This is a genomic window from Brumimicrobium mesophilum (assembly GCF_003025005.1).
GTDB lineage: Bacteria > Bacteroidota > Bacteroidia > Flavobacteriales_D > Crocinitomicaceae > Brumimicrobium > Brumimicrobium mesophilum.
Genome location: NZ_PVSS01000004.1, coordinates 226,255 through 252,516, shown reverse-complemented (window position 1 = coordinate 252,516; position 26,262 = coordinate 226,255). Strand labels below are relative to the sequence as shown.

21 protein-coding genes and 1 other RNA gene are annotated in these 26,262 nt (G+C 32.3%); 12 read left to right on the top strand and 10 right to left on the bottom strand.

Annotation, left to right across the window (positions count from 1 at the left end; all coding sequences use genetic code 11):
• Nucleotides 1–165 precede the first annotated feature (165 nt).
• Nucleotides 166–861: a RadC family protein gene (radC, locus tag C6368_RS05770; RefSeq protein ID WP_107038235.1), complete on the top strand. Its 696-nt coding sequence runs from the start codon at nt 166–168 to the stop codon at nt 859–861.
• A gap of 171 nt (nt 862–1,032) precedes the next feature.
• On the opposite strand, the gene ung is transcribed toward radC, so the two are convergent.
• The 3 genes from ung to C6368_RS05755 are packed head-to-tail and all read right to left on the bottom strand — an operon-like array spanning nt 1,033 to nt 4,444.
• Nucleotides 1,033–1,698 carry a uracil-DNA glycosylase gene (gene ung / locus C6368_RS05765; protein WP_107038234.1) on the bottom strand — a complete coding sequence of 222 codons (666 nt, stop codon included), beginning with the start codon at nt 1,696–1,698 and terminating at the stop codon, nt 1,033–1,035.
• The gene (locus tag C6368_RS05760; protein ID WP_107038233.1) at nt 1,695–2,561 is read right to left on the bottom strand and encodes a diacylglycerol/lipid kinase family protein; all 867 of its coding nucleotides are present in this window, start codon (nt 2,559–2,561) and stop codon (nt 1,695–1,697) included. Before C6368_RS05760 ends, ung begins: the two co-directional genes overlap by 4 nt.
• Entirely contained in the window at nt 2,558–4,444 is a 1,887-nt protein-coding gene (locus C6368_RS05755; RefSeq protein ID WP_107038232.1) for an LTA synthase family protein, read from the bottom strand. The genes C6368_RS05760 and C6368_RS05755 overlap by 4 nt, the downstream gene beginning before the upstream one ends.
• A 242-nt stretch (nt 4,445–4,686) precedes the next feature.
• Between C6368_RS05755 and hemB the strand changes: the two genes are divergently transcribed.
• From hemB to C6368_RS05700, 11 genes are all read left to right on the top strand, one after another.
• On the top strand, nt 4,687–5,658 hold the full coding sequence (gene hemB, locus C6368_RS05750) for a porphobilinogen synthase (protein WP_107038231.1): 972 nt from the start codon (nt 4,687–4,689) through the stop codon (nt 5,656–5,658).
• 396 nt (nt 5,659–6,054) lie between these two features.
• Nucleotides 6,055–8,394, top strand: a complete 2,340-nt coding sequence (locus C6368_RS05745) for a TonB-dependent receptor (protein WP_107038230.1) — start codon at nt 6,055–6,057, stop codon at nt 8,392–8,394.
• A 1-nt stretch (nt 8,395) separates the two neighbouring features.
• A complete protein-coding gene (locus C6368_RS05740) occupies nt 8,396–9,190 on the top strand; it encodes a DUF4249 domain-containing protein (protein ID WP_159038465.1) in 795 nt (264 codons plus the stop codon).
• A gap of 103 nt (nt 9,191–9,293) precedes the next feature.
• Entirely contained in the window at nt 9,294–11,609 is a 2,316-nt protein-coding gene (locus C6368_RS05735; protein WP_107038228.1) for a T9SS type A sorting domain-containing protein, read from the top strand.
• 98 nt (nt 11,610–11,707) lie between these two features.
• On the top strand, nt 11,708–12,490 hold the full coding sequence (locus tag C6368_RS05730) for an MBL fold metallo-hydrolase (protein WP_107038227.1): 783 nt from the start codon (nt 11,708–11,710) through the stop codon (nt 12,488–12,490).
• 110 nt (nt 12,491–12,600) lie between these two features.
• A complete protein-coding gene (locus tag C6368_RS05725; protein WP_107038226.1) occupies nt 12,601–13,323 on the top strand; it encodes an outer membrane beta-barrel protein in 723 nt (240 codons plus the stop codon).
• A gap of 155 nt (nt 13,324–13,478) precedes the next feature.
• The gene (locus tag C6368_RS05720) at nt 13,479–13,943 is read left to right on the top strand and encodes an FKBP-type peptidyl-prolyl cis-trans isomerase (RefSeq protein WP_107038225.1); all 465 of its coding nucleotides are present in this window, start codon (nt 13,479–13,481) and stop codon (nt 13,941–13,943) included.
• Nucleotides 13,944–13,988: 45 nt separating this feature from the next.
• Nucleotides 13,989–14,222 carry a hypothetical protein gene (locus C6368_RS05715; RefSeq protein ID WP_107038224.1) on the top strand — a complete coding sequence of 78 codons (234 nt, stop codon included), beginning with the start codon at nt 13,989–13,991 and terminating at the stop codon, nt 14,220–14,222.
• A gap of 108 nt (nt 14,223–14,330) precedes the next feature.
• Nucleotides 14,331–15,761 (top strand): tetratricopeptide repeat protein, encoded by a 1,431-nt coding sequence (locus C6368_RS05710; RefSeq protein WP_107038223.1) that lies wholly within the window; start codon nt 14,331–14,333, stop codon nt 15,759–15,761.
• Entirely contained in the window at nt 15,748–16,578 is an 831-nt protein-coding gene (locus C6368_RS05705; protein ID WP_107038280.1) for a phosphosulfolactate synthase, read from the top strand. Before C6368_RS05710 ends, C6368_RS05705 begins: the two co-directional genes overlap by 14 nt.
• 5 nt (nt 16,579–16,583) lie before the next feature.
• Nucleotides 16,584–17,477: a WD40 repeat domain-containing protein gene (locus C6368_RS05700; RefSeq protein WP_107038222.1), complete on the top strand. Its 894-nt coding sequence runs from the start codon at nt 16,584–16,586 to the stop codon at nt 17,475–17,477.
• Between the two features lie 502 nt (nt 17,478–17,979).
• Here C6368_RS05700 and C6368_RS05695 read toward each other — a convergent pair.
• The 7 genes from C6368_RS05695 to C6368_RS05665 all read right to left on the bottom strand — a co-directional run bounded on the left by C6368_RS05695 (nt 17,980) and on the right by C6368_RS05665 (nt 26,146).
• Nucleotides 17,980–18,594 carry an L-threonylcarbamoyladenylate synthase gene (locus tag C6368_RS05695; protein ID WP_107038221.1) on the bottom strand — a complete coding sequence of 205 codons (615 nt, stop codon included), beginning with the start codon at nt 18,592–18,594 and terminating at the stop codon, nt 17,980–17,982.
• Between the two features lie 116 nt (nt 18,595–18,710).
• A complete protein-coding gene (locus C6368_RS05690; RefSeq protein ID WP_107038220.1) occupies nt 18,711–19,184 on the bottom strand; it encodes a DUF2141 domain-containing protein in 474 nt (157 codons plus the stop codon).
• 134 nt (nt 19,185–19,318) lie between these two features.
• Nucleotides 19,319–21,286, bottom strand: a complete 1,968-nt coding sequence (gene yidC, locus C6368_RS05685; protein ID WP_107038219.1) for a membrane protein insertase YidC — start codon at nt 21,284–21,286, stop codon at nt 19,319–19,321.
• Between the two features lie 35 nt (nt 21,287–21,321).
• Nucleotides 21,322–22,932 carry a CTP synthase gene (locus C6368_RS05680; RefSeq protein WP_107038218.1) on the bottom strand — a complete coding sequence of 537 codons (1,611 nt, stop codon included), beginning with the start codon at nt 22,930–22,932 and terminating at the stop codon, nt 21,322–21,324.
• 615 nt (nt 22,933–23,547) lie between these two features.
• An RNA gene (gene ffs / locus C6368_RS05675) (signal recognition particle sRNA small type) lies at nt 23,548–23,640 on the bottom strand.
• Nucleotides 23,641–23,691: 51 nt separating this feature from the next.
• Nucleotides 23,692–24,924: a 4-hydroxy-3-methylbut-2-enyl diphosphate reductase gene (locus tag C6368_RS05670; protein WP_107038217.1), complete on the bottom strand. Its 1,233-nt coding sequence runs from the start codon at nt 24,922–24,924 to the stop codon at nt 23,692–23,694.
• Nucleotides 24,925–25,042: 118 nt separating this feature from the next.
• Nucleotides 25,043–26,146: a hypothetical protein gene (locus C6368_RS05665; protein ID WP_159038464.1), complete on the bottom strand. Its 1,104-nt coding sequence runs from the start codon at nt 26,144–26,146 to the stop codon at nt 25,043–25,045.
• Between the last annotated feature and the right edge of the window lie 116 nt (nt 26,147–26,262).

The following is a 26,262-nucleotide window of genomic DNA, read 5'->3' as shown; positions in this document are numbered from 1 at the left end:
CTAGTTTAAATCTTTAGTTGTATATTTAAAATGCTGTTCCATTATGGGGCAGCATTTTTTTGTATAATGTTTTTCAAATTAGGTATGTTTACAACAAAAAAGAACTCAACTGCCTTTGTACATATCAACTATTTCACTATCTTAATATAACCTAAATCAAATATTATGTATGTAAATAACACCACAATCAAGTCTTGGGCAGAAGAAGACAGGCCTAGAGAGAAACTTCAAAACATGGGGAGAGCGCAACTAACAAATGCTGAATTATTAGCGATTGTTCTGGGTTCTGGAACTCGGAAAAAATCCGCTGTAGAACTAGCTAAAGAAATTTTAACTGAAAATAAAGATTGCCTCTATAAACTAGGAACAATGAGTCAAGTTGATTTGATGAAATTCTCAGGTGTTGGAGACGCCAAAGCTTTGAGCATAATTGCAGTAATGGAATTGGGAAGGCGCAGGGCAGTTGCGGATATTCCATTGGATAAAAAAATAAATGAAGCAAAAGATATTTATGATTTAATAAAACCCGATTTCCAGGATTTAGATCATGAAATATTTAAAATAATAGGATTATCCCGAAGCAACAGATTAATAGGAAAGAAGCTTATATCAAAAGGTGGTAGATCGGGTACATTGGCAGATGGGAAATTGATTTTTAAAGAACTTATCGATATGAAAGCTTCTTCATGTGTTTTGGTGCATAATCATCCATCAGGTCGCTTAATTCCAAGCAGTCAAGATCTAGAATTAACAAAAAGGTTGGCAGAGTTTGGCAAATTAATTGACTTACCCATATTGGATCACCTTATTGTGGCAGATACAGGATATTATAGTTTTGTGGAGAATGGAAGAATGAGTTAGGTATTGAAAATAAGAGAGAGGGAGAGATAGAGTGGGCGCGTGGCCCAATCCGAAAAAAAAAGCATCTTCAATTTGGACTCGAATTTTTACTAATATTGTTGTCTTTATATTTCTAACATTTAGATTTTTACCTGATAAAGAGGTGGATAATCATTTAATTCCCAAGTTAAATTACCACTTAATCTTTTCTTTTCCCTGTTTGACAAGGATTTCATTCACTTGACTGAAATGTTTGTTTCCAAACCAGTAACCTCTATTAGCACTCAATGGAGAAGGGTGTCCGCTCATTAATACTTCATGGTTTTTAGCGTCAATAAGTTTGGCTTTCTTTTTAGCAAAACCTCCCCACAGTAAAAAAATCACGTTCTCTTTCTCTTTTGAAATTGTTTGGATTACTTCATCGGTAAATGTTTCCCAACCTAATTTTTGATGTGAGCCAGCTTCATGCGCACGAACTGTTAATGTTGCATTTAATAACAGTACTCCTTGTTTTGCCCATCTGGATAAATCTCCATTATTCGGAATTGGAATATTTAAATCTTGATTCAATTCTTTAAATATATTTATTAGTGATGGAGGAGGTGCAATGTCTGGATTTACAGAAAAACATAAACCGTTGGCCTGACCCATTCCGTGATATGGATCTTGACCGATGATTACAACTTTCAAATCTTCAAATGAAGTAAAATTAAATGCAGCGAAGATGTTTTCTTCTTTGGGAAAACAAGTATTCAATTTATATTCATCTTTAATTGACTTCTCTAATTCCTTAAAATAAGGTTTTGAGATTTCTTCCTTGAGAATACTTTTCCATGCAGAATGCAGTTTTTCTATCATAGTACCACTGATAAAGATGAGGGATTACAATTTAAATTGATTGATAAATCTTTAAAATCAATAGGTTCTCCGTCAATGTGAGCAACACTTTGTTTAACCTCTATTTTGGCTTCACTCGTTTTGATTAAAGTCACATACTTTGATTTGTGCACGGTTCCTCTTACTGAGGCGAATAGTAACCCCACAAATCCGATAATAGGAGGCAATTTAACAAAAACAATCTCAAATTGGCCATCTTTTATGTCAGTCTCTGGGGAAATATAAAATCCATTTCCAAACTGAGAAGTATTAGCAATACTACAAAAAAGTAAATTTGAATATTCCGTTTTACCGTTCAATACAACACTTATTCCTTGGTAATGTCTAAACTCTTTTAGAACTAATTTTATATAGCTAAAAAAACCTCTTGTATGATAATCATCAAATCTTTTAGCGATCAAAGCATCAAATCCGAAACCTGAAACTCCAATTGCTTTTCTACTGTTTAAAGTAATCGTATCTATGGTGTCAAGTTCAAACTTATTAATTCTTTTTATTACTTTTTTCAATTTTAAGGACATACCTAAATGTCGAGCAATTCCATTTCCTGAACCAGTTGGTAGAATAGCTAAGGCTGTTTTAGTATCAATTAAAGCTGTACCTACTTCATTAACAGAACCATCTCCTCCAGCAACACAAACAATATCAATTCCTTCATCCGCAGCATTTTTGCTTAATTGTCGTGCATGCCCCCTGTGCTCAGACATTATAATATCATAAGTAAATGCAGTGTGATCCAAATATTTTTGAATCAATCCAGGCAAGATGTTTTTCTTACCAATTCCAGAAATAGGATTTATTATAAAGCGAATACTTTTTTTCATTTTAACTTCATGGTATTGTTAATCAAATCGTGATTATATCGTTGAATTATTCCTTTTAATTGCTGTGTTAAGTCTTTTTTAATTTCTGGATAAAAAGAAAGTGAATCATATTTCATTAATGTATCTGATTTATAGTTATATAGTCCTGTTGCTTTATCCGCTACAAAATTCAATAGATAATCATCTTTGAACAGCATATGTGAGTTCGCTATATAATTTATTGAAAAAGGTTCATAATTTTCATCATGAAAATATGAATTTCCAAAAGTATAAACATCTTTCGAATAACCAGTTAAATCTAAAACACTTGGTAGGATATCAATATGGTTAAACAATTGACTATTAACACCAGGATTGATTTTTCCTTGTGGATCAAAAAATGCGATTGGAATTTGATACATTCCTATCCTTCTGTTATATCTGATGGAAGCACCTGCAGGTGTATGATCTGCACAAATTACAAATATAGTATTGTCATACCACGGTTGCTTTTTAGCTTCTTCAAAGAATAAACGTAAACTCATATCGGCGTAGGCAATTGATTTTGCCATAGGATGTTTACCTTCAGGTAAGTTATCCACATGTTTTTCAGGAACGAAATACGGATGATGTGAGGACAAAGAAAACATTCCAGCTAAGAAAGGTTCTTTTAGCTCTTTAGAAATTGACCGTGCTGTCCATGGCATAAAATATTCATCTAAAATTCCCCATGTTGCATCAGCATGTTCTTCATTATCATATTCTTTTCTCCCAAAATAATGATCGAACCCTAAATGAGCGGTGAATACATCAAACTTCATGGATCCATTCGTTGCGCCATGATAAAAAGCTGAAGTGTATCCTTTTTCTTTTAATAACGAAGGAAGTGCGCTGATGGAATTTGTTCCGTAGGATGAAGAAATATAGGGGTTATCCAATAAACTAGGTATACCTGCGAAAATAGCAGGCACAGCTTCAATGGATTTTTTTCCATTCGCAAATGCATTATCGAAATATAAAGATTGGTCTAAAAGGGAATCTAAAAAAGGGGTGAATTCTGTATTAGTTTTCTTACCCAACCATTCATTTCCAAAACTCTCAAGGATAAGAATCATCACATTAACATTTTCACGTAATTGATGTTCTTTAGTTCCATAATGGATAGGATTATAAATTTTGTCGCTTCCTTCAGGAAAGAAATCCTGTTCAATTAATGTCGATTTACCAATAGTTTTAATAATAGATAATGGTGTATTGGTCACCAAGGCTGTTTTATCAGGGTTAGTAAGTTGGGAAGCTGTAAGCATATCCGCAGGTCGAAATGCTAATCCACCTCTACCAACAATAAATAAGCAGACAGTTACAACAATGAAGTTTAAAATATCAATGTAAACATTTCTGTTCTTGTTTAGATAACCAATCGTCTTGTTGTAAAGAATATTACTCACAATAATCATGGAAATAAACAAAAGAATAATCCACCAAAAATCTATCAAAAAGGTTACAAAGAGTTGATTCATATCGTTTCCCGTAGAAACCATAGAAAACAAATCAGCAGTACTTCTTTTTGCAGTGAATTTAAAATATTCAACATCAACCAAATTTAAAGCGATAATAACTGAATTTGTAATATGAAAAATAACTTTAAGAATTAGCTGAAACCATTTTTCTTTATAAAAAGGCAAAGGGAGGGTAGAAATTACATAAAATGGAATAGCATACATTCCAACTGTAATAGAATCCATCCATAACCCAACTAAAAAGTCAGTTGCATGAACAGAGGTAAATGAGTCTGAATTAGTAAAATAAAATATAAACCGTGCAATACTCATCATCAACAAGATGATTCCTAATCGTTTGAACAGTTCTATATTCTTTGTAAGAATTAACGCACTACTTTTCATTAAAAACGAAAGTTATTTTTTTAAGGACTCTAAATTACTAAATAAGAAAGGCAAGCCGCCACAATTATCACAAAATTAACGAATGATTTCGATTATGTTCTACACATATTAATTACATTCATTTATTTAATCTGAATATTAATAAATCTAGACTTTAAATTAACTTAAAAAACCTTTAAGAAGATTGTTTTTCTAGTAACTTTACAATCCGTTAAATTATTTAAGCTAAAATAAGTAGAGAAATGTATCAACGTCCACGAAGAAACAGAAAATCAGCAGCTATCAGAGGAATGGTTGAAGAAACAAATTTAACAGTATCTCATTTAATTTACCCTCTATTTGTTGCTGAAAACCCTTCGGAAAAATCTGAAATTACTTCAATGCCGGGTATTTATCGTTGGGGAACTGAGGTTATTCTTTCTGAAATCGAAGAATGTGTAGGACTTGGAATTCAAAATTTTGTTCTTTTTCCAGTTGTTCCAGAAAAATACAAGACCAAAAGGGGTGAATTCAGTTCAGATGAAAAGAATTTCTATCTAATTGTAGCTACTGAAATAAAAAAACGTTTTCCAGAAATATGCTTAATGAGTGATGTGGCGCTAGATCCATATAGTACAGATGGGCATGATGGAATTGTGGAAAATGGAATTATTTTGAACGATGAAACACTTCCTGTATTGGCAAATATGAGTTTAGCTCAAGCTCAAGCAGGGTTTGATATAATTGGACCTTCAGATATGATGGATGGCAGAATTGCAGCTATTCGCGAAATTTTGGATGATAATAACTATACACAAACCAGCATCATGGCGTACAGTGCTAAATACGCCAGTGCGTTTTATGGACCGTTTAGAGATGCATTGGATTCTACACCAAAATCTGGTGATAAGAAAACATACCAAATGAATCCAGCTAATAAAAAGGAAGCAATTCTTGAAGCAATTTTGGATGTTGAAGAAGGAGCTGACTTTTTAATGGTTAAACCGGCTCTCTCTTATTTAGATGTCATTCATGTTTTGAATGAAAATTTCGTTCAGCCCATAACGGCTTATAATGTTTCAGGAGAATATGCAATGGTTAAAGCTGCTGCAAAAAATGGATGGTTGAATTATGATGCAACAATGCAAGAAACGCTTCTAAGCATGAGGAGAGCAGGAGCGAATTCTATATTAACTTATCACGCTAAAGATTTCGCACAACTTTATAAAGGCTAGTTAATTAATTGTTCATGGAATTATGTTTTGAACTATTTAATCGTTAATCGAAACATGTAAATGAGGTCTGTTTTTTTACTGTTAATTATTATTTAAATAATCAATACACTATTTGAACGGTAATAGTATCTGTTTAATTTTCTATTACATTTGTCAAGAATTAATAATCATTTTAATAGTCCATTCCATAAGGATTAAACTATTGAATTGTGTAAAAGAATTTTTGATAATGTTCATGTTCATCTATGTTTAATTTTTTCAATTTATATAATTGAAATGGGATTCAATTAAGACAAGTCGTTAAGGATGAAATCTTAACTTCTTTCCTATGTGAAATATGATCAAACATTTAAGGTTTTTAATTGTAAATAATAGCGTACCAAACATTTTTAACTAATGAAACAAAATTGCTTAATTGTACTAACATTTTTCCTAACTACAGTATTTCATACATTTTCACAGGATATTACTATCAGTGGAACTATTACCGATGGCAAAAATGGTGAAGACCTTTTTGGAGCATCAGTTATTGCTACCGATATGACTAATACTGGAGCAAGAACGAATGTATATGGGTTTTATTCTCTTACTATACCGGTAGGGAGGCACCAATTGGCTTACAGAAATTCTGGTTTTGAAGATCAAATTTTTGACCTAGTTATTACACAAGACACAGTAATTAATCTTGAGTTATTTTTATTAAAAGAGGTTCAAGAAATTGAAGAGGTGAATATTACCTCCAAACGCAGCAACAGTAATATTACTTCAGCTCAAATGGAAGTAACACGGTTGGATCCACAATCCATTAAAACAATTCCAATTTTATTTGGAGAACAAGATATTATGAAAACCCTTCAATTAACACCTGGAGTGAAGGGTGGAGGAGAAGGTAGTGCTGGGTTTTACGTTAGAGGTGGGGGTGCAGATCAAAACTTAATTCTTTTAGACGAATCAACAGTATATAATGCATCTCACTTATTGGGGTTCTTTTCCGTTTTTAATTCTGATGCAATCAAAGATGTAGCTTTATATAAATCTGGAATTCCAGCTGAATATGGAGGAAGAGCATCTTCTGTAATGGATGTAAGGATGCGAGATGGAAACAATAAAGAGATCGCTGCATCTGGAGGAATTGGATTAATTTCTTCAAGATTAACCATAGAAGGTCCCTTAGTCAAGGATAAAAGTTCATTTATAATTTCAGGAAGAAGAAGTTACGCTGATCTGTTTTTAGTTTTTTCACCGGATGAAGATATTAGAGATACTAAATTATTTTTCTATGATCTAAATGCTAAAGTGAATTATAAATTAAGTGACAAGGATAGAATTTATTTATCAGGTTATTTTGGTAGGGATAAATTTGGTCTTAGCGATGATTTTGGATTTGATTGGGGAAATAAAACAGGTACAGTAAGATGGAATCACTTATTTAACGATAAGTTATTTATGAATACATCTATTATTTATAGTGCATTCGATTATCAATTTAGTATTGGTCAAGGTGAAGATGGATTTGGAATTCGATCTTCTATTAGAGATTTTAATGTGAAACAAGATTATAATTACTATTTGAACACTAATAATAGTCTGAAATTTGGAGTTAATGCCATCCACCATACATTCGAACCAGGTGTCTTAGAAAGTGGGGATAACGTTGGGTTTAATCAAATTGATTTAGAAAAGAGACATGCTTTGGAAGTTGGAGCATACCTTCAAAATGAACAAAAAGTTGGAAATCGTTGGGCGTTTATGTACGGTTTGAGATATTCTGGGTTTAACTATATGGGGAAAGGTACAGCATACGAATATGCAGAAGATGGAGCTATTACTTCAGAAGAAAGTTATGATTCATTTGAATCTATAAAATATTACCAAGGATTGGAGCCGCGTTTATCTGCCAGTTTTATTATTAATGAAAGTAATTCAATTAAAGTGGGTTACAACAGAATTTTCCAATACATACATCAATTATCAAATACAACAACAAGCAGTCCAACAGATGTTTGGGTACCAACCTCCAACAACGTGAAACCACAAATTGGAGATCAAATTGCTGTTGGTTATTACAAAAACTTCAAGAAAGATGAGTATCAAGTATCTGTAGAAACATATTACAAATGGCTTCAAAATCAAATCGATTATAGACCAAATGCAAATTTAATTTTAAATGGTCAAATTGAACGTGAATTGGTTTATGGTGAAGGAAGAGCCTATGGAATTGAATTTCAAATTAAAAAAACTAAAGGTGATTTTACAGGGTGGTTTAATTATACATTATCAAGAGCACTTAGATCATTTGATGAAATTGATGGAGGACAAGAATTTTCTGCAAGGCAAGATAGAATTCATGATTTAAATTTAGTTTTAACTTATAACATCAGTAAAAAATTTGTTGTGAGCACGAGTTTTGTTTATTACACTGGAGATGCGGTAACATTCCCGAGTGCACTATATGAAATGGATGGTTACGAAGTACCCTATGTAGGGAGTAGAAATGGAAATCGTTTACCAGATTATCACCGATTAGATTTAGGTTTAACCTGGTACTTGAAGGACAAAAAGAATTACAAGCACAATTTAAGTTTTTCAATATACAACGTTTACAATAGAGAAAATGCTTTTGCTGTTAGATTTGTTGATGATTTTGAAGATAACACAACAGGTCAAACACAGGCAGTTCAAACAGCATTGTTCAAAATTATACCTTCCATTACCTATAACTTTAATTTCAAATAAGATGAAAAATATATTCTATATAATAATAGCTCTTTTATTTACAGCAACTTCTTGTCAGAAGGTTATTGACTTAAAAGTTAATGACGCTGAACCAAAAATGGTAATTGAGGCGAAATATGATGCGATTAAAGAAATTGTAACAGTACAATTGTCGAAAACTATAAATGTGTTTTCAAATGAAGGTTATCCTCAAATTAGTGGGGCTAATATTGAAATTATTGATGCCAATGGTGTTGTTTCAACTTTGAATGATGACGGCAATGGCGCTTATTCTTTGACGAATTATGCACCACAGTATAATTCAGAATATACCATAAAAATAAATGTGGAAGGGGAGGTTTATGAAGCCTCAGACTATTTAGTACCTGTTGTTCCATTGGACTCTCTTACAACGGAGTTCCAACCTCAGTCTGTTTTTTCAGATGAAGGATATTTACTATCAATGAACGCTACTGATCCAGTTGGTTCTAATTTCTATAGAGCGATTAGAAAAGTGAATGGTGAATACAAAAGAGACTTATCTGATCAATTTCTTTTTGATGATAGCTTTTCTGAAGGTAATTCTCAAAGTGTTCCACTTTTCTTTGAATTCTATCAGTTAGAAGACACTGTCCAAATTGAGCTTATTTCTTACAGTGAAAAATCATATGTGTACTTCAGTGAATTGGTAGCAATAGCTCAAGGATCTGACGGTTCAGCAGCTCCGGCTAATCCAGTTTCAACTTGGTCTAAAGAAGCTTTAGGAAGTTTCACGGTATTTGGATATGACACAAAAACTATAATTATTTCAGAATAATATTGTAATTTGTTAATAACTATTGGAGAATAGTTAACGTTTTCTTAATGTTAATGGATTTTACTTGTCCTATTTTTGTACAAAATCTTATAAAAAAAAAGTTATGAAAAAAATTTATTTATTTATGATGTTGTTTATAACATCAACCGTAATGGGACAGTCTCCTATTATTACCATGATAATGGATGGTGATTGTATTGGAGGTAATCCTAAAGTACTTGAAATTTACGCACAAGGAACAGTGGATTTTTCAAACTATTCTTTGGAAAACCAAACTAATGCTAATACTACATGGGGTAATACTTTTGATTTAAGTGCACTTGGTATAGTTAGTAATGACTTTGTTTATCTTCACAGTGATGATCCTAGTTTCGCAACAGAATTTCCTAATGTAACAAATTCGCTTGCGATAACTAGTTCAGTAATCAGTTTTAACGGAGATGATAGAATTAGAATTATCGAAACTGCAACAAGTACTTTAATTGATGAGTATGGTGTGGATGGAATAAGTGGAACAGGTCTTGTTTGGGAATACAAGGATGGTTATGCTAAAAGAAATGACAATACAGGACCTGATGGAACATTTGTACCAGGTAACTGGACATTCTTTAATGGAGCAATAGATAATTTATGTGGAACAACTACTTATCAAACAATTTCTAATGCAGGTTCGTTTATACTAGCAAGTGGACCTACATTAAGCTCTTCATTTTCTACAGTTTCAGGTTTCCTTCAGTTTATTGGGACGCCATCGGCTGAACAAACAGTGGGAGTTTCAGGTACGAACTTGACAGCTGATGTGGTTATTTCAGTAAATTCAGGAGATTATGAAATATCTAATACGTCAGGTTCAGGGTTTGGTTCACAAGTAACTCTTCCTTTTGGAACAGGTACTATTACATCAACCCCAATCTATGTTCGTTTGAATGGTTCTACTATCGCAAACCCATCAAATGGTGAGTTACTTATTACTTCAACAGGTGCTACAGATGTATCCGTGATGCTTGAAGGAGAAATTGCAGCTCCAGCACCTACGGTTACTGCATCAGAAACTTCTATTTCTGGATTCTCTCATTTTGTTGGAACTCCTTCAGATGCAGATTCTTTAATGGTTGAAGGATTTAACTTAACAGCTGACTTAGTTGTTACAGCTCCAACTAATTTCGAAGTTTCAACATCTTTAGCAGGCCCATATTCTCCTTCAGTTACTTTAATTAATACTACTGGTTCTGTTGCTTCAACTAAAGTATATGTTCGTTTGAATGGTCCAATTCTTAATTTGGCGCAATCAGGTGACCTTATTGTTTCTTCTACTGGAGCAACTGATATAATTGTAGCTTTAACTGGTGAAACTTTAAATTATGTTGTTTCATCAATAGCAAATGTTACTCAAGTAGATGTGAATGGTGAAGGTACTTCGGTTGGAGATTATGTTACGCTTACTGGAGTTGTTCACTGTGATAATTTCAGAAATACTGGATATGATCTTACATTGATTGACGCCAACAATGATGGAATCAACATCTTTAGTTTTAATGATATTAATGGTTATGTTCCAATGGAAGGTGATGAGTTAACTATCAATGGTCAAATTTCACAATTCAATGGATTGTTGCAAATCAATCCAGAAACAATTACTGTTGTTTCTCAAGGAGCAACATTACAAACTGCAACTGTTGTTACAATGTTAGATGAAACTACAGAGAGTCAATTGGTTACTTTAGAAAACTTAACTTTAGTTAATGCTGAAGCAAATTGGCCTAATAACGGTAACATTGATGTAACTGATGGTGTTAATACATATGCAGTTAGAATACCAGGTGCATCTCCAATTGCAGGTACGCCTACGCCAAGTGCTTCTTTCTCTTTAACAGGAATTGGGAAACAATTCGACACTAGTTCTCCTTATGATTCAGGTTACCAATTATTCCCTTGTAGTGTTACTCCAGACTGTGATATTGATAATGGAACAGCTTTAAATGGTGCTACGATCACTGCTTTAGAAACAGCAGCTGGAGCAACTTTCCAATGGTATGATTGTGATGCCATGGCTGATATTGCAGGTTCAACTGGTCAAACATTCACAGCTACAATGAATGGAAATTATGCTGTTATTATTACTAACGGTGTTTGTTCAGATACTTCTGATTGTGTTGCGATTACTAATGTAAGTGTTTCAACTGAAGAATTTGCAGGAGTTTCTGTATATCCTAATCCTGTTACTGATGTTTTGAACATTACTAACGAGAACGGGTTACTTGAGTCTGTAGTAGTTGTTTCTGCATCAGGTAGCGAAGTGTACTCTTCAACTATATCATCTACTAACTTTGTTGTAAACACTTCAAATTTAAATGCCGGTGTTTATTTTGTTAATGTTCGCACTTCAAACAGTGTTAAAACATTCAAGGTTGTTAAATAATACATTTAGATATTTAAAGAAAAGTCCAGGCGTTATCGTCTGGACTTTTTTTTGGAATTTATTTTTAGAAACAGAATTAGTTTCTAAATTTATGGAATATGAAAAATAAACTTACTGTTAAAGTTTTAGGATCTGGTACATCTCAAGGCGTACCTGTTATAGGGTGTCAGTGTGATGTTTGCTTGTCTAAAGACAATAGAGATAAAAGGTTAAGAAGCTCATTATTATTTACATGGAATGATGTCAATTTTGTAATTGATACAGGTCCAGACTTTAGAACCCAAATGCTGAGAGAAGATGTTCGCAGTTTACGTGCAGTCGTTTTTACTCATGAGCATAAAGATCATGTTGCTGGTTTGGATGATGTAAGGTCTTTCAATTTTTTGGAAGGGAGAAGTATGGAGTTGTTTTGTACAAAAGCAGTATCAGAGACTTTAAAGCGTGAATTTCATTATGCATTTGGTGACAATCTGTATCCAGGTGTACCAAGGGTGAACATTAATATTATTGAGAATAAAAAATTTCAATTGCCAGATGGACCAGAAATCACTCCAATATTAGCGTATCACTATAAAATGCCAGTTTTTGGATTTCGAATTGGAGATTTCGCATATATGACTGATGTTAAAACAATACCAGTTGATGAGTTAAAAAAACTGATTGGAGTCAAAACTTTAATTTTAGATTGTTTAAGGGAGGAGCCTCATATTTCACATCTAAACTTAGAAGAAGCATTAGATATTATTGATTACTTAAAGCCAGAACAAAGTTTCTTAACACATATTTCTCATTTATTTGGTACACATACCCAAATATTGAATAAATTACCCAGAAGTGTTGCTCCCGCACATGATGGATTGGTTATTAATTGTGAATGCTAACTATCTATTAAACTGTTATTAACATTGAGTTATTGAAAAAAACAACGTAAAAAAGATGAAAAAGTCGTTTGACTTGCTATCTTTAATGTGAATTATTAAATCTTATAGTTATGAAAAAAATCATTTTAACAGGTTGTTTAGCATTTTCAGCTTTATTTGTAGGTAATGTTAATGCTCAAACTTTTGCTGATGTTGAAAAACCAACAGATGCTACTCCTTTCTCAATAGAGACGCTTGTTGGTGGAGTATACGGAACGGGTATTAATTGGACAGCACCAGCTTTACGTGCACGTTATTTTTTTGATAATAACATAGCTGCTCGTCTTCAATTAGGTTTAGGTGACGGTGTAAGTCCAATGTCTTATACAGAAAGATTCTATGAAAATACAGATGGATCTGGACAAGAGGGAACATTAGAGATCAACAGAATGGCTTGGAATATTCAAGTTGGAGCAGAATATCATTTTCTAGGTACTCAAAAACTTGATCCTTATGCAGCTCTAGGTATAAATCTAGGAGGAGGTAATAGAGAAGTTACCGGAACAATGTATGATGGGATGGAATTTAATGAAGATGTATCCTTTACAGGTGAAGGTTCATATTCTTTATTTGGTGCAACTCTAGGTTTAGGAATGGATTTTTATTTCGCTGAAAACCTATATGTTGGTGCTGAGTTAGGTTTAGGAATTAATGCATTTAACTATAAAGATTCTGAGGAAACTAATAGTTTTACCGCAGGTGGAGCAACTACTACAGTTACAGCAGTTACTGGAGGTTTTAAAGAATCTTACCTTGGTACTCAAGGAGTTTTACGTTTTGGTTGGAGATTCTAATCAAAAATAATTTTTTAATAAAAGGATTTATGAATACATCATAAATCCTTTTTTTATGCTCGGTTTTTCATGAATTTTATCAGACCCTTCAACGATTTATAGGTTTATCAACGATAATCTAACTGTTATCCTTAGATTTGTAAATAAAATTGAATATGAAAAGAATAATGTTATTTGCCTCGATTGGATTAATATTTCTTAGTACCTCTTGTGAGAAAAGTTTAAGTCCTGAAGAGCAATATGAAAAAGACATAAAAGAAATAAAAGCATATATTTCTGAAAAGGGACTAAATGCAATGGAAACATCTACCGGTTTACATTATGTTATTAATGAATTAGGAACAGGGAATTTTCCTTCTTCGAATGACAATGTAACAGTGAGATATAAAGGGTATACATTGGAAGAAAGTATTTTTGATCAAAGCGACGAAGAAGGAATTACATTTAATCTGCAACAGGTCATAAAAGGTTGGACAGAAGGAATACAAAAATTCAAAGAAGGAGGAAAGGGGGTTCTGCTTATTCCTTCAAATTTAGCTTACGGTGAAAATGGATCAGGTTCTGTTGGCGCAAATGAAGTTTTAATTTTTGATGTCGATTTGTTAACAATTGTTGAATAGTTTGATATTTTTCTCTTTTTCAATTATATTCATACAAAAAAAGATATGAAGTATAGTCCAGAAATGTATGTTCAAAAATTAAATGAAGTATTTGATAGGCATGATCCTCAGAATAAATATTTATCCGAGGAAATTGCAAAGAAGTTTCCAGATCGACAACAAGAAGTTTTTGATCATCTAACGGCTATTTATGCCAAAAGGAATGGGGTTCTTGAGGAGGTAATGAATAAAGAAACAATTTTAACTATTCCTCCTAAAGCAAATACCGGAGTAGGATAGAATTAGATGTGCTGATGTTTTCATTGGCACTTTTTTTTGTCTCAAACAATTATTTGTTTCAAGCCCTTTTTACTGTACATTTGAATAAGAAATTTGTAACTTAGCACAATGTTTGAAGACGATAATGAAGATGATTGGTTGAACCATGACTACCAAAGAAGTTTGGCCGACTTTGATGAAATGTACAAAAGAAACGAATATATTTATATAGATTCGGAGGACGTTGAGTATATACTCGATCATCTTATGATTTCCAATCAACTTGTTAAAGCTAAATGGGCGGCTGAAAAAGCTCTGCAACATTTCCCAAACAATAGCACAATAATTATTCGTCAGGCACAAGTTATGTCAATGACTGGTGAAATAAATACGGCTTTAAAAAAGTTAATTAATCTTGAACAAATTGAACCCAACAATTTAGATGTTTTACTTTCAATAGCTTCATTTTATAGTCAATTGAAACACAGTATTCAATCGATTAAATATTTCCGTAAAGCGTTTTCTGTTGCAACCGGAGATGAGAAAGTAGAAATTGCTATTGATTTAGCCATGGAACTTGAAAATAAAGATGACTATTTATCTGCTATCACTGTTTTGTCTAGTACCATTCAAGAAGGTCATAAAAATGATATGTTGGTGTACGAACTAGCACATTGTTATGAAAGAATAGGAGATTATGAGAATGCTATTAAAAGCTTCTTGACTTATATAGATGAAGATCCATATTCATATACAACTTGGTATAACCTAGGAAACACCTACTCAAAATTAGAAAATACAGATAAAGCAATTTGGGCTTATGAATTTGCTATTCTCATTCAAGATGATTTTGTACCTGCTTTATATAATATCGCCAATGCCTATTTAGACGCCAATAAAATAGAATTGGCACTAGAATATTACAAAAAGTGTCTTGAATTAGATAAAAATGATCCTATGGTATTTTGTTCTATGGGAGAGTGTTATGAAGAATTGGATGAATACGAAAAGGCCTATGAAATGTATCATAAAAGCACAGAGCTTTTACCGCAATTAGCTGATGCTTGGTTAGGTAAGGGGATTATGAGTGATTTGTTAGAAAAACATACGAGGGCAATTCAAGAGCTTTTAATTGCGGTAGATTTGGAATCCGAAAAAGGAGATTATTGGAGGGCATTGGCTAATGCCTATGAAAATAATGAACAGAAGACGCAAGCGTTAAATGCCTATGAAAAAGCAATCGATTTAGAACCGCATGATAAAGAAGTAATCATCGACTATCTTTCATTTTTGGCAGGTCAATCGATAGAATCTGTTTTTGTAGCTGTTGAAAAAAATAAAAACCTTGTAAATAATAATGTAACAAAAATGGTGCTTTGCTATTGTCATTGGATGGTAGGAAATCAGTCAGAATCAATGATAATATTTGATGAAGTTTTGGAAATTGATGCTAATTTAGCAAAAAGTTTATTTTTGCATTTTCCTGAGATGAATAAAGCATCTTATTTCATTGACAGGTTGCAAGAATTTGATGAAAGTAAAGACAATGAAGAATTTTAGTTTACCATTTATTCCAGATAGAGGACAAAAACCTCGTGAAAAAGGATTAACCATGATGATGGATAAAGGCCTAAGCCTTTCTGAAACAGCACATTTTATTGAAGCCAATGAAGGCTTGACTGATATTGTGAAATTTGGTTTTGGAACTGCCTTTGTTACCAATCAATTAGAAGAAAAGATAGCACTTTATAAAGCACATAATATTCGTCCTTATTTTGGAGGAACACTATTTGAAGCATTTTATGCTAGAGGAATGTTCGAAGACTTTTTGAGACTGAATGATAAATACGGATTAGATTTAGCTGAAATTTCTGATGGTTCTATCATTATTCCGCATGATGAAAAATGTGAATTGATTCGTACAATGGCGCAGGGAAGAACCGTACTTTCTGAAGTAGGTTCAAAAGATTCAGGGATCTTAATCTCACCTAATAAGTGGATTAAAATGATGAGTACTGAATTAGAAGCAGGATCATGGAAAGTAATAGCCGAAGGAAGGGAAAGTGGAAATGTAGGTGTATTTAGACCTAATGGAACTGCTCACACATTTTTGATTAATAAAATTATAGCTAAGATAAATCCAAATGATATTCTATGGGAAGCACCAATTAAAAATCAACAAGTTTGGTTTATTAAATTATTTGGTGCAAATGTGAACCTTGGAAATATCGCACCTAATGAAGTTATTCCTTTGGAGTGCTTGAGAATTGGTTTGCGTGGAGACACATTCTTCGAAAGTCTTCCTGAGGATTATGCTACGCGTTTGAAGCAGGTTAATTCTGATGAGGGTGAAGAAGACGATGACAATAATATTTAATATTTGTGGCGAAAGGTTTGGAAAATATATTGTCTATTAGTGGCCATAATGGTGCTATTTATGATATAATATTTTGTGAACCTTTCATTTATACTACAAGTGCCGACCAATATGTAGTGCAATGGAATCCAGAAACTGGTGAACAAACAAATTTTGCAGTAAAGCTCGAAAGACCAGCATACAATATTGCATATTCACCAGAATCTAAACTTTTAGCTGTAGGAACAAATAATGGTGGAATTCATGTTATAGATACAGAAAAGCGTGAAGAAATTCGCTTGATGTCTCAGCATAAGTCATCTGTTTTCGCCTTGTCTCATTCATTTACTAAACATCATTTCTACTCAGGAGATAATGATGGAGTTTTTTGTGCATGGAATTCTGAAAATTTTGACTTACTCATTACTTTACCATTTAATTGTGGTAAGATTCGCGAAATTAGTACAAGTGAAAATGGGGATTTTATAGCCATATGTGGACAAGACGGATTCATAAGAATTTTAGAAACATCTTTCTTTAATGTAATTCATGAATTCAAAACCCATAAAGATGGTGTTAATTGTGCTTTATTTGATGGAGATATGTTATACACTGCAGGAAAAGATGCATATATCAAAAATTGGAATTGGAAGGATGAACAGTTGATTCTAAGTGTTCCTGCACACAATTTTTCTATTTATGATTTAGAATTTATAAATAATAAGCAAAATCTAATTTCGGTAAGTTTTGATAAAACTATTAAACTTTGGAAAACGGAGGATATCTCTATAGTGGAAAGAATTGAATTTAAAAATAGGGGACATCGCCATACCGTAAATCGAATTGCGAAAATTTCTGAAGAAAAATTTGTGACAGTGAGTGATGACCGGAAAATAAAAGTTTGGAAAACCAAGTTCTAATTATCAATTTCGATTAATTCAAATTTAAGTGAAGAATAATAATAACCTTCGTCGATTCTATTAGCAATCATTCTATACTTTTTCTCTCCAACTTTTTTTAAAGTCCAATACGTACTGCGATCTGTAATTAATTCAAAGTATCGTATTTTCGATGATTTAGTTGGTTTAATTACAAGTAATGAATTATTATTTCTAGTTTATTGTTTTAAAAATTTCAATGAAAAAATAGAATCATTCATTGGTATAAATTCAGAATAGTTCCTGTATTGAAATCCATAATTTAATATTGTATCTGTTTGAACAAACAATTTATTTTCATCAAACTTATACGAAGAAGGTCAGTAGACGTTTAATTCTTTCAATTCTAAATTTCTGTAATTTTGTGCAGATGATACAATCGGAATAAAGAATAAAAGTATTAAAATTTTCATATTAATTTGATTATAGATTATTTGCGATAAAATATGGGTTGCTTAATCAAAACAACCCATATAGAAATATTTTAATCTAAATTTCCAACACCTTGACGGATTAATACCGGTGCATCACCTGTACAATCAATAACTGTCGAAGCCTCAATTTTTCCTGGCCCACCATCAATGATAGTATTAATCTCCTCATCAAATTCTTCATATATTTTATAAGGATCAATAAAATATTCCAACATATCATCTTCATTGTTATTTAAAGAAGTTGTTACCAAGGGATTCCCTAATTCTTTAACAATTTCCAAAACGATATTGTTATTTGGAATTTTAATTCCTAGTTCTGTTCTATTGGTGTCAAATAATTTTGTTACTTCACCAGAAGCATTTAATATGTATGTAAATGGACCAGGTAAAGTACGTTTCATCATTTTAAAAGTGGGCTGAGGGAGATGTTTAACATATTCAGAAACCTGACTCAAGTCTTTGCAAATGATTGAGAATTTAGAATGTTTGAGTTTCATCCCTTTAAATTTGGCTAATTTCTCTAATGCTTTCTTATTTTTTAAATCACAACCGATGGCATAAACTGAATCAGTTGGATAAATAATAATTTCGCCATTTTTTAATTCTTTTACTACATCATCAATTAATCGCTTGTCGATGTTGTCGTTATTAATTTCTATTAACATAGATTCAATTTTATAATTTACTCAAGTAAGTTAATGAAAAAACTCATTAGAAAAATAAATAGAGGATAAATTCTTCAAGGAAATTACTTCAAATTGTTAAAATTGGAAATAGAACATCAATAGTATTGCATATTGATTTCAATCGATTGTTTGTCTCGTGTAAATTTAAATTTGGCTTGGTCAAATCTAGGAGGTCCGAAAGTACTTTTTGTGTCATTGCTCACCCCAATGCCTTCTTGCGGAATTCCTAAAAAATTCTTAGAAATTTTGCCATCATTATTTTCATCGTGCATAACACTCACAGCATATTCACCGAATGGGATATTTTTAATTTCTATTTTAGAAGAATTGATGTTGATTTCTCCTTCTGCTATATATTTTGCTTTTTCTGGTGAACTTGGAAATCCATGGGGGTGACTAAAAACTATGAAACGAACTTTACCCATTTCATTTTTTATTCCTTTTACTTCAATAATTAAATTGCCATTTTCTTGAGCAAAGGAAAAGGAGGAGCATATAAAACTCACCAAAAATACTATTGTGATTTTTTTAAAATTTAGATGTAAAGCCGGAAGAAACTTCTTTAGCATTGATAGAATTTATTTTACCACTAAATATAGAACAAAAAAAAATTAAAACTTGTCCAAAAAAATACAAAGCATAAAAAAACAGCCTTATTCATATTTGAATAAGGCTGTTCTAATGTTATCTAGAAGAAGGTATTTTATTTTTTACCGTTTTTCAGTTTTTCTTGTTGCGCTTTTTGCATTTGCTCTAAACGCTCTTGAAATTTAGATTTACCTCCTTTTTTCTTACCATCTTTTTTACTAGCATCTTGACGAGCTGCCATTTTTGCTTTCAATTTATCCTCATTAACAAAGAAGTTTTTAATCATTACCATTGTTAATATAGACATTAATGTGGAGATGAAATAGTAGTAACTTAATCCAGAAGCGTAATTATTAAAGAAGAAAATCATCATGATAGGGAAGAAGTACATAATAATTTTCATGTTTGGCATTCCTGGTTGTGATGGTTGCTGCATATTACTACTGTTCAAAACAGTATAAAATAATGTAGTAACTGCCATTAATAAAGTAAACAAACTTACGTGAGCTCCATAAAAAGGAATACTGAAACTTAAATCTAAGATAGAATCATAACTTGAAAGATCTTCTGCCCATAAGAAACTTTCCTGACGTAATGTAAAAGTGCTAGGGAAGAATCGGAATACCGCAAACAAGATTGGCATTTGAATCAACATTGGAACACAACCCGCAAGTGGACTAGCGCCAGACTCTCGATAAAGCGACATCATTTCCATTTGTTTTTTCATTGCGTCATCTTTCTCCGGGTATTTTTTGTTAATTTCTTCAACCTCAGGCTTTAAAATTCTCATTTTAGCTGAAGAAGCATACATTTTCCATTGAATAGGTGTTAAAACTAATTTCACGATTACTGTTAATAATAAAATAGCAATACCTAAGTTCATTCCAAATCCGGCCAACCAAACGAATAGGGGTTGAATTGCATAGATGTTAACCCATCTAAATAATCCCCAACCATAATTGATAATATCTTCTGATCCATTGGCATAGGATTCTAATAAATCATAATCGTTTGGACCAAAAAACCATTTCATTTCAACACTACCGCTATTGGTATTGCTCATTGCAATATTCATAGAAGAAGAATAATCCTTAATATGCGTTGAATCTTTTTCAGAACCTTCAGCGTAATTCGTAACTTTAAAATTTGTTCCTTCCTTTTTGAATCCTTTAGCAGGCATCATAATAGAGGAGAAGTAACTTTGTTTAAAAGCAACCCAATCAACATTCGTTTCAGCATTGAATTCATCATCTGAATATTCAGAAAGATAATCGTAAGAACCATTGGTTTCCTTGAAAAAGATTGTAGATATTCTTCTTTGTTCAGATAGTAAACGTTCTGTTTTTAGTAATTCGACTTGCCAATCTAAAAATACTTTATCCGGATTTACTTCTCCATCAAAACCATTCATTTTTACTTCATAGTTGATGTAATATTGATCTGGTGTTATAGTATAAATTTGTTCAATTGATTTTCCTTTTTCAAAATTAGCAATGAATGAAATATAATTTTCAGTGTTTTTTGAAATTTCAAAAGCAATTCCAGATGTGTTTTGCTCACCATTATCTGTTTTGAATCTCAAGCCATTAGAGGCTACTTCTTCATTAAATAGTTGAAGTGGTTCGATTTTATCTGTCCCTTCGTTTTTTCTAAAATCGTCATAAGTTTGATGATCTTTTAGGAAAACACTTTTTACACCACCTCCTTTATTTGTTAATACAACCTTAATGTGTTCATTTTCTAAAAAGTAGGTTTCCTCTTCAACATCTCTAGCTTTAATTATCCCTTCTTTTTTTACTGGAACAATCTCTTCTTCAGTTAAATAAACAACATTACCTAAACTATCTAAAACAGGTTCTCCGTTTATGTCTAATTTTGCAATTGGTTCTGCTTTTTCCTCAGGCTTATTTACTTCAGGTTTTTTACTTTCAGTTTTTTCAACAGCTTCTTTTTGTTCTTGAGCAAGCTGCTCTTGCTGAGCCATTCTTTCTTTAAGTTCTTCTTCCGAAGGTTGGTTAAAGAAGGTGAAAAGAGCAAGAATTACTCCTATTAAACCTAAACCAATTATTGTATTTTTATCCATTACACTTTTTTTCTATTCGCAATATTTAAAATTGTCTAGTTTTTATTGTCCATAACCGCCTTTACAAAACTTGTGAATAGGGGATGTGGATTGTCTACTGTACTTTTATATTCAGGATGAAATTGAACTCCAACGAACCAAGGATGATCGTTTGCCTCCACTACCTCAACAAGACCGGTTTCAGGGTTAAACCCTGTAGCTTTAAGTCCGTTTTGCTCAAAGTCTTCTAAATAATCATTGTTAAACTCAAATCTATGACGATGACGTTCATCAATAACTTCGGTGTTATAAGCCTCATAAATTTTAGAACCTGATTTCAACTCACACTTATATTGACCCAAACGCATGGTACCTCCCATGTCAGAAATGTTTTTCTGTTCTTCCATCAAACTGATCACCGGACGTTTTGATTCTGGAGAAATTTCAGCCGTATTGGCGTCATCCCATCCAATCACATTTCTAGCATATTCAATAACTGCGCATTGCATACCCAAACAGATTCCTAAAAATGGAACTTTGTTTTCTCTAGCATATTGAACTGCGTTTATTTTTCCTGTTATACCACGAGAACCAAATCCTGGAGCAACTAAAATTCCATCCAAATTACCTAATAAATCTTTTGCATTGGATTTGGTGATTTTTTCAGAGTGAATCCATTTGATGTTCACTTTACACAAATTCGCAGTACCACCATGAATAAATGCTTCATTGATTGATTTGTATGCGTCTTTTAATTCAACATATTTTCCTACCAAACCAATTGTGACTTCAGAAGTTGGATTTTTTAAGTTATGTAAGAATGATTTCCAAGAAGTTAAATCTGGTTTAGATTTACGAGAAAGTCCTAACCTTTTTAAAACTACTTCATCTAACTCCTCTTCTTGCATTATTAATGGAACATCATAAATTGTAGGAGCGTCCATCGCTTCAATTACCGCTTCTGGAACAACATTACAGAATCTAGCAATTTTCTTGCGTAAATCTAAATCTAATTTATGTTCAGTTCTACAACATAGTATATCTGGTTGAACACCTAATTCTAAAAGTTGTTTTACTGCATGTTGAGTAGGTTTTGTTTTTAACTCACCAGCTGCTTGAAGAAAAGGTACAAGCGTTAAATGAATAACGATACAATCATCAGCAAATTCCCAACGCATTTGACGTAAAGCCTCAACATAAGGAAGTGATTCTATATCTCCAACAGTTCCTCCAATTTCGGTAATAATGATATCGTATTTACCTTCTTTTCCTAAACTCAGGATATTTTCCTTTATTTCATCTGTTATATGAGGAATTACTTGAACAGTCTTCCCAAGATAATCTCCACGACGTTCCTTATTAATTACTGATTGATAAATTCGACCAGTAGTCACGTTGTTTGCTTGTGAAGTCTTCACATTTAAGAATCGTTCATAATGACCTAAATCTAAATCCGTTTCTGCACCATCATCCGTCACATAGCACTCTCCGTGCTCGTATGGATTTAACGTTCCTGGATCAATATTTATATATGGATCTAATTTTTGTATGGTTGTTGTGTAACCGCGTGCTTGTAAAAGCTTGGCTAATGAAGCCGCTATAATACCTTTCCCTAATGAGGATGCAACCCCACCAGTTACAAAGATATATTTCGTTGAATTCGACATTTTATAATTGATTTGTAACTACGGGGGGCAAAGATACAAGAATACTTATGAGTTACATGAATTCTTTATTTTTTTATCAATGTTTTTTAGAATAATATTGAATGTTCTTTGATTGAAATGGTTAAGTGAATCGCATAATTTGCATAAGTATAAATTGAAATTGGTTTTAGGGTTGAATGAATATAAGAAGTATCAATTTCTTGCATAAAAAACAAGAGAGAAAAACGAGCGTCTTTCTCTCTTGCATATCAACCTAACTTAACCACCTAAATCGATACAAAAATAGATTATTATGCAAGATATCACAAATATTTACACCAATTTATTCATTATTTAACAACTTAATTATCTGTTTGTTAAATAGTTATAAATAGATAGTGTTCTGTTTTATATAAATTTCATTTAAAGATGATCTTGTGAAATCCCAAGGATGGTTATTGTTGTATAAATATATTAAAAGGTTAAATTTAATTTACTTAATACCATTGGGTCTAAATGGATTATTTAGAATATAATAATATTATTAGGGAGGTGAGGTCCTTATTAAATTAAATTCGAAAAGAGTTCTTTGGAAGATGGTGGTGAATTACTTTTTCTTATAAAAAAAAAGTGGGGTAAGCTACTTGAATCGCACCGCTACAACCTCTTACCCTTGCTACGTTCCCGTCCTGGGGGGTTCAGAGGGAGCTGGTCGTACAAGACTTACCCCGCCGCAAAATTAGTAATTTGATTTTAGTCTGCAAGCATTATTGAAAAATATTATTGAATATTATTTGCTGCATCAGCTAATGCTTCTTCAATTGACTTTGTATCACTGTAATAAGAAAGTAATTTATGTAGTACTCGATCGACTACAGCGTCAGGACATGAGGCACCTGAGGTTAAAATAATGTCTACAATTGATTTTTTTGGTAAATAATTAGTCGATTTCTCAACTTCTTTCGAGTGAATGTTAAAATGGCTCAATTCAAATTCACTTATTAAATCTTTCTCTGTATTAATAAAGTAACTTGGATATTTTTCTTCTAATAATTCAACGAGATGGGTAGTGTTTGAACTGTTGTAACCTCCAACCACGATAGCTAAATCAGCATCTGATTCCATTAATCCATAAGTTGAATTTTGATTATCATTTGTAGCATAGCATAAGGTATCTCTGGTGTCGGCGAAATGCTCTTTAATATTTTGTTCACCATATTTATGAATCATTGTGTCTTTTACAAAGTCAGCGATTTCCTGTGTTTCTGTGGCTAACATGGTAGTTTGATTCACAACACCTAGCTTGTCTAAATGAATTTCCACATCAAATCCTTCAGAATGTTTTCCGGCAAAATAGGTGTAAAAATCTTCTTTTGGTTTATTGCCTAGGACAATGTCCATTAAAAAAACTGTATCTCCAATATCTCTTACAACAACAGAAGGTGCTTCTGATGAACTATGAGAAAAGGTAGCTCTAGTCTCTTCGTGATTATTTTTACCATGTATTATAATGCTGTGTTCTGTTTCTCCAAGTTTCTTTGAACGATTCCATACTTTTTCAACAAAAGGACAAGTTGTATTGTAGGATTTTACATCAACCCCTTTTTCTTCAAGTTTCAAAATGGTTTCAATAGGCGCTCCAAATGCAGGGATGATAACGACATCTTCTGAATTTAGTTCATCAAAAGATATTAATTCATTTCCTTCAGTATCTTGTAAGAATTGAATTCCATTTTCTAATAAGTCAGTGTTTACATTAGGATTATGAATCATTTGACTCAAGAGAAAAATTCTTTTTCCTCTGTTTTCTACAATGGCCTTGTATGAAATTTCAATTGCATTCTCAACACCGTAACAAAAGCCAAAATGACGAGAAATATGAAAACGGACAGGGCCAAAGTCTAAAACTGTTGGTGTAAAGTCTCTTTTTCTTGGGTCTGCAACTTTACGCAGATTCTTAACTTTAGATATAATAGGAGAGCGGTAAAACTCTGGGATATCAAACTCTTTCATCTTCTAAACTATTTACATTTTCAAAGTTAATGCTAATTTATTGATTTGAAAGGTTGAATCATGTTAGTAATATATAATGTTATAAAATTACAATTATTAGAAATTTAAAAAATATAAATTAGGATGCGTTACTTACCATTTTGTTGGATGCATCTAAATTTGATATCGGTCTAATTGCTTTTCGAATGTTTGGCCACTTCTCTGGATATTGTTGAAGTAAATATGCAATTTTTGATTTCTTCTTTTTTACGGCATCCGTTATAGCTGGGGGGGTTACCGGAGGGTCTAATTGCATAGCTATATTTTTACCATTAATTGTCAAGCCTAGCGAAGCTATTCGAATTGCAGCTTCTTCATATTTATCCAATAATACAGAGGTTTTTCCATTATTTGAAGCAGTAATTGATGAAGTTTTGCTTTTTATTTCTTGCAATTTATCCAAATGAAGGTGATCTATGGAGATTTGAATTGTTTCATCTGAAACACTGAGATTATAAGCTAAGTAAACAGCGTTTTTAATCACTAATTCAATGTTTTCAATAGTTAAACGTTCTTTAGCTAATCTGTAAATCACTTGATTCTGAATCACAAAAGTTTTATTTAAGTTCTTTTCTAACTTATTTTTAAAATCATTGATAATATTTCGAATTGAAGAACTGTAAAGTTGTTCTGTTGATTTTAAATCATCAGTTAATTGTTTTATTCTTGCGTCTTTTTTGCGATTTATATATTCAACACTATGTAAAAATGACCTTTCTTGAATTGCTCTTTTGTGTTCAGCAGAAAGAATTGAAATTAAAAGGTTTCCTAGGATGTGTTTTTCTTGAGTGCTAATTCCTTTAAATTTCGAATTTAGACTTTTTAGAAATACATTTTGCGGAAAAGCAATAAGTACAACATCTTTGAATTCATCAACAGGCGAGGGGAAATATAATTTTAAAACATTTAAAGCATCTTCATCTTCTAAGCTAAGTTGGGTTTTAGATTTTTTTATTTCTGAAAACAATTCCGTGTCATTCGACCATTCGTAATTAAGCGACGTATTTCTAATGTTTTGAGCTCTTACTTTAAGATAGTGGTTTAATGGGATTTTTTCATTCGAAGAGTAAATCTCTTTGTTGAAGTCTAGCCAAATTCCAGACATGACAGTAACTCCCGGTAAATACTCGGTAATCCTTTCTAGAAGATAAGGTATGGGGTGATATGTACCAGCCAGTCTCATGAAATAGCAAAAATAGAAAAACTTAACTTAATTCTTAGCTTAATCTACTTAATTAAGTTTAAACAATTCACTTAATACATGTATAGTGCTTAATTGAAGAAAAGGTTACAAGCATT